Raw genomic sequence first — 4,300 nt, 5'->3', positions numbered from 1 at the left:
CGCACGCCATGGGCTATTGCTGGAGCACTTTGGCCAGGTTGGCGAAGGCACGGTGATCCGCCCGCCGTTCTATTGTGACTACGGCTACAACATCAGCGTTGGCCGCAATACCTTCATGAACTTCAACTGCGTAATTCTCGACGTGATGCCGGTGCGTATCGGTGACGACTGCCAGATCGGCCCGAATGTGCAGATCTACACCGCCGACCACCCGCTGGACGCTGACCTGCGGCGCAGCGGGCTGGAAAGCGGGCGGGCGGTGACCATTGGCAACAACGTGTGGATCGGCGGCGCGGCGATCATCCTGCCGGGGGTGACCATTGGCGACAACGCAGTGGTGGGTGCTGGCAGTGTGGTGACCCGGGATGTGCCGGCGGGGGTGACGGTTGTGGGTAACCCGGCGCGGGTGCGTGGTTGACGCTACGGTAAAATTCCTCCCTCGGCCTGACGCTGTAGATATCTATCGGGTACTCGCTATCTACCAGGGGCAGTAACACCCTATGGCCAATGTATTGCTGGCCTGCACGGGCCGGCCCTCTAGCAAGGCCTTGATGATGGGCTCCACGAAGCTGTTGCTGGCGTTGCACACGGCGCCCTCGCTGTAGGGGCCGAAGTAGGCGAGGTTGCCTTGCCGGTCCCAGATGGCCACTGCCGGGGAGGCGGGCAGGTGTTCGCTGCCCGGCAGGCTGGCAAGCGGCTTCAGCGCAGTGAGGTTGGCGGGTAGCTGGCCGTGGCTACCGGGCTTTTGCAGCACATGGAAGCTCACACCCAGGTCGCCGAACTGGCTGACCAGGTCGCCCAGGTGTTGCTGGTTGCCGACGTTGCAGGGGCAGGCCGGGTCCCAGAAGTGCACCACACGGACCGGCCCTGGGCCGGCCAGCTCTGCGGGCAGCTGCAACTGACTGCCCTCGAACAGCGTGGCCTGGTTGTCGAACGGGCGCAGGTAGCTGGCCTGGAAGCTGGTGTAGGCTTGCCACAGCAGGGCGGCGCAGAGCAGCAGGGTAACGGTGATCAGGGCGGGTTTTACAAGGCGGGTCTGCATGGATATCCGCGGGTAATTTTGTGGTGGGCTCACTGGTCCTGTCGCCGGCAAGCCAGCTCCCACAGGTTACCAACAGGCCTGAAACCCGGTGATATCCCTGTGGGAGCTGGCTTGCCGGCGACAGCACCCGTACAGGTGACACATAGCCCAAGCTTGCCATGACGCGGGCCAGAGCTGAATATCCCAGATCAATACTTGCTTCACTGTGGATGTACCCTATGCCCACCGCCTTTGACCCTGACCACCTGCGCACCAGCCTGGCGCCGTTGACTGCCCGTCAGCCGCTGTCGGCGCAAGCCCGGGACTACCAGCGTTTCTATGGCCTGGACATGCCGGCGCAAAGTTGGCTGGGCGGCTTTCAGGCGGCGGGCTTCGATGTGGTCGGGCAGGCCTGGCTACCCGACCAGCCGAGCGCGACGCTGTTCCTGTTGCACGGCTACTACGACCACATGGGCCTCTATAGGCACGTGATCGAGTGGGCGTTGCAGCAGGGTTACGCAGTCATCAGCTGCGACTTGCCCGGTCATGGCCTGTCCAGCGGCGAGCGCGCCAGCATCAGTGATTTCGCGGTGTACCAGCAAGTGCTGGATGCCTTGTTCGAACAGGCGCGCACGCTACCACTGCCGCGCCCCTGGCACTTGTGTGGGCAGAGCACCGGTGGCGCCATCGCCGTTGACCACCTGCTGACCCAGGGCGCCCGCAGCCCCATCGATGGCCAGGTAATCCTGCTGGCCCCGCTGGTGCGGCCTTGTTCCTGGCGCTGGTCGAAGTTCAGTTACCGGGTGCTGCGGCACTTCGTCAATGGCATTGAACGGCGCTTCAGCGCAAACACCAATGACCCGGCCTTCCTGGCGTTCCTCGAGGCCGACCCGCTGCAACCGCGCCGCCTGCCAACCGCCTGGGTGGGCGCACTGATTGCCTGGGTCAAACGCATCGAAGCCGCGCCGCGCAGTACGCGGCAACCATTGATCGTGCAGGGGGAGGCCGACGCTACGGTGGACTGGGCCTATAACCTCGAAGTGCTCAAGGCCAAGTTCGCCGAACCGCAGATCCTGATGCTGCCTGAGGCCCGTCATCACCTGGCCAACGAGCTGCCGGGCATTCGCCAGCGCTATTTCGACTTCATCGACCAGCGCCTGGGCTGATCACTTCAGGTCGTTGGCGTTCTGGCCAACCGCCAGGCCTGCACGCACAGCGGCCAGGGCGGCCTGGTAGTAAGCCTTGCCTTCTGGCGACTCGGCAAAGGTGGCGAACTCTTCAAGTTCGGCGTCAGACAAGTCGCGATAGACGTAGAGCAGGGTGTTGTTGAGGTCTTCGCCGATCTGGCCCATCAGGCGTTGTCGCTGGCCGTCGAGCAGGCCCTGGGCCTGGCCGCCGCCGAACAGGCCGGGGATCATCGAACTGAGGCTGTCGGCCGCTACCCCGGCGATAGCCAGGCTGACTTCGGCACCGGCTTCACGGGCCGGCAGGGCCTGGGCCAGATGACCGATGACCAGCAGGCGGTTGTCGCTGGCTTGAATCTTCGGCAAGCCTTTGGCGTTTTTCGCCAGTTCGTCCTTGCGCGTGGCCTTGAGCTCGGCCGCCACCACTTTGCGCCCCAGCGGCGACTGAAAAAAGGCCAGCGCCGGCGCCGGGTTGGGCAGGCTTGTGCGCAGCTTCGCCTGGGCGCGCCGATCCACCGCCTGGGCCTGGAAACGCTGATTGCTGTTGTTGACCAGCGCCTGGTACACGGCGGGGGGCAAACTGTTGCGGTAGCGTTCCTGGGCGGCGCTCAGGGCATCGTTGAAGTGGGCGCGCTGGTCGGGCCAGCCGGCGGCCTTGTACAGTTGATCCAGGTTGTCTGCCCAGACAGGCATGGTGCAGATCATCAGCAGAATCAGGGAAAACAGACGGCGCATTCAGGACTCCTGTCGGCAGATGGCTATTGTCCTTGGCCCGGCGTCGGTTTGTCGAGATATGCGCGTGTTTCTCGGCCAAGTGGCGCTGTGCGCCGGCAGGGCTAATGGATATGATGCGCGCCATGCACATCTCCCCTGAACACCCGATGCTTGCGGCCGTCGTCGACGATCTGGCCACCCATGGCTGGTCCCAGCAGGCACTCTTTCTGCCTGCCGACCTGGTGCGTGCGCTGGCAGCCGAGTGCCGGCGCCGCGATGCCGAAGGCGAACTCAACCCTGCGGGGGTTGGACGCGGGGCTACCCAGGAGGTGCGCGAAGCCATCCGTGGCGACCAGATCCAGTGGATCGACCCTGGGCAGGCCGAGGCTTGCGACGAGTACCTGGCGGCCATGGACCAGTTGCGGCTGGCCATCAACCAGGGCCTGTTCCTGGGCCTGGAAGATTTCGAGTGCCATTTCGCCCTGTATCCACGCGGTGCTTTCTATCGCCGGCATCTGGACCGCTTCCGCGACGATGATCGGCGCATGGTCTCGTCGGTGCTGTATCTCAACGAAGACTGGCAGCCGGATGATGGCGGGCAATTGCGCATGTTTTTGGGCGACGGTGTCGAGCACGATGTGCAGCCGGTGGCGGGTTGCCTGGTGGTGTTCCTGTCCGGCGAAGTGCCCCATGAGGTGCTGCCGGCGGGGCGCGAGCGTTTGTCGTTGACGGGCTGGTTCAGGCGACGTGGCAATGACCCGTTCTGACGTGCCCAAAGTGCTGGTCAGCGCCTGCCTGCTGGGCCAGCCGGTGCGCTATGACGGCCGCGCCAGCGGCCACCCCGACCTGTTGCAGCAGTGGCAGGCCGCAGGGCGTGTGGTGCCATTGTGCCCGGAAGTAGCCGGAGGTTTACCGACCCCGCGTCCACCGGCGGAGATCCCCGGCGGGCAGGGTGGGCAAGTGCTTGATGGCGACGCACAGGTGATTACGGTGACGGGCGAGGATGTCAGTGCCGAGTTCCTGGCCGGTGCGCAGCTGGCGCTGGCGCTGGTGCGACGGCATGGCATCCGCGTGGCGGTGCTGAAGGCGGGCAGCCCTTCGTGTGGCAACCGGCTGACCTATGACGGCACGTTCAGTGGCGTGAAGGTGCTGGGGGAAGGGGTTACCACGGCGTTGCTGCGGCGGGCAGGGGTGCAGGTGTTCAGTGAGCTGGAACTGGACGAGGCGCAGCGGGCTTTGGGGTAGTCCGGCGCCGGAGGGTGTCAGAAATTTTGTGTTCGGGCATAACATGAGTAAGAGGTGCATGTATGCCAACCAAAAAAAAACCGCTCCGAGAGTTACCAAAGGTTCCGAAAGAGCTGCTGGAACAGTTTTCCGCTGT

The 4,300-nt window shown here is 64.5% G+C and carries 6 protein-coding genes; 4 read left to right on the top strand and 2 right to left on the bottom strand.

From position 1 onward, the window contains the following. The coding region (locus HP546_RS26710; protein WP_172231784.1) for a sugar O-acetyltransferase at window positions 1-418 on the top strand (418 nt) is incomplete at its 5' end. Between the two features lie 60 nt (window positions 419-478). On the opposite strand, the gene HP546_RS26705 is transcribed toward HP546_RS26710, so the two are convergent. Beyond that, window positions 479-1,042: a DUF6436 domain-containing protein gene (locus HP546_RS26705; protein ID WP_172231781.1), complete on the bottom strand. Its 564-nt coding sequence runs from the start codon at window positions 1,040-1,042 to the stop codon at window positions 479-481. A 218-nt stretch (window positions 1,043-1,260) separates the two neighbouring features. Here HP546_RS26705 and HP546_RS26700 point away from each other — a divergent pair, with 218 nt between their 5' ends. After that, window positions 1,261-2,187, top strand: coding sequence for an alpha/beta hydrolase (locus tag HP546_RS26700; RefSeq protein WP_172231778.1), 927 nt, complete (start codon window positions 1,261-1,263; stop codon window positions 2,185-2,187). Here HP546_RS26700 and HP546_RS26695 read toward each other — a convergent pair whose 3' ends face one another. Beyond that, window positions 2,188-2,940: a DUF2059 domain-containing protein gene (locus tag HP546_RS26695; protein WP_172231775.1), complete on the bottom strand. Its 753-nt coding sequence runs from the start codon at window positions 2,938-2,940 to the stop codon at window positions 2,188-2,190. It abuts the gene before it with no gap. Between the two features lie 113 nt (window positions 2,941-3,053). Here HP546_RS26695 and HP546_RS26690 point away from each other — a divergent pair, with 113 nt between their 5' ends. Further along, window positions 3,054-3,686 (top strand): 2OG-Fe(II) oxygenase, encoded by a 633-nt coding sequence (locus tag HP546_RS26690; RefSeq protein WP_172231787.1) that lies wholly within the window; start codon window positions 3,054-3,056, stop codon window positions 3,684-3,686. Next, complete coding sequence (locus HP546_RS26685; RefSeq protein WP_172231772.1) at window positions 3,673-4,164, top strand: DUF523 domain-containing protein; 492 nt, start codon at window positions 3,673-3,675, stop codon at window positions 4,162-4,164. Before HP546_RS26690 ends, HP546_RS26685 begins: the two co-directional genes overlap by 14 nt. Window positions 4,165-4,300 lie beyond the last annotated feature (136 nt).

Origin of the sequence: Pseudomonas sp. CM25 (assembly GCF_013179705.1) — a bacterium.
GTDB lineage: Bacteria > Pseudomonadota > Gammaproteobacteria > Pseudomonadales > Pseudomonadaceae > Aquipseudomonas.
This window is presented reverse-complemented; position numbering and strand designations above follow the sequence as displayed.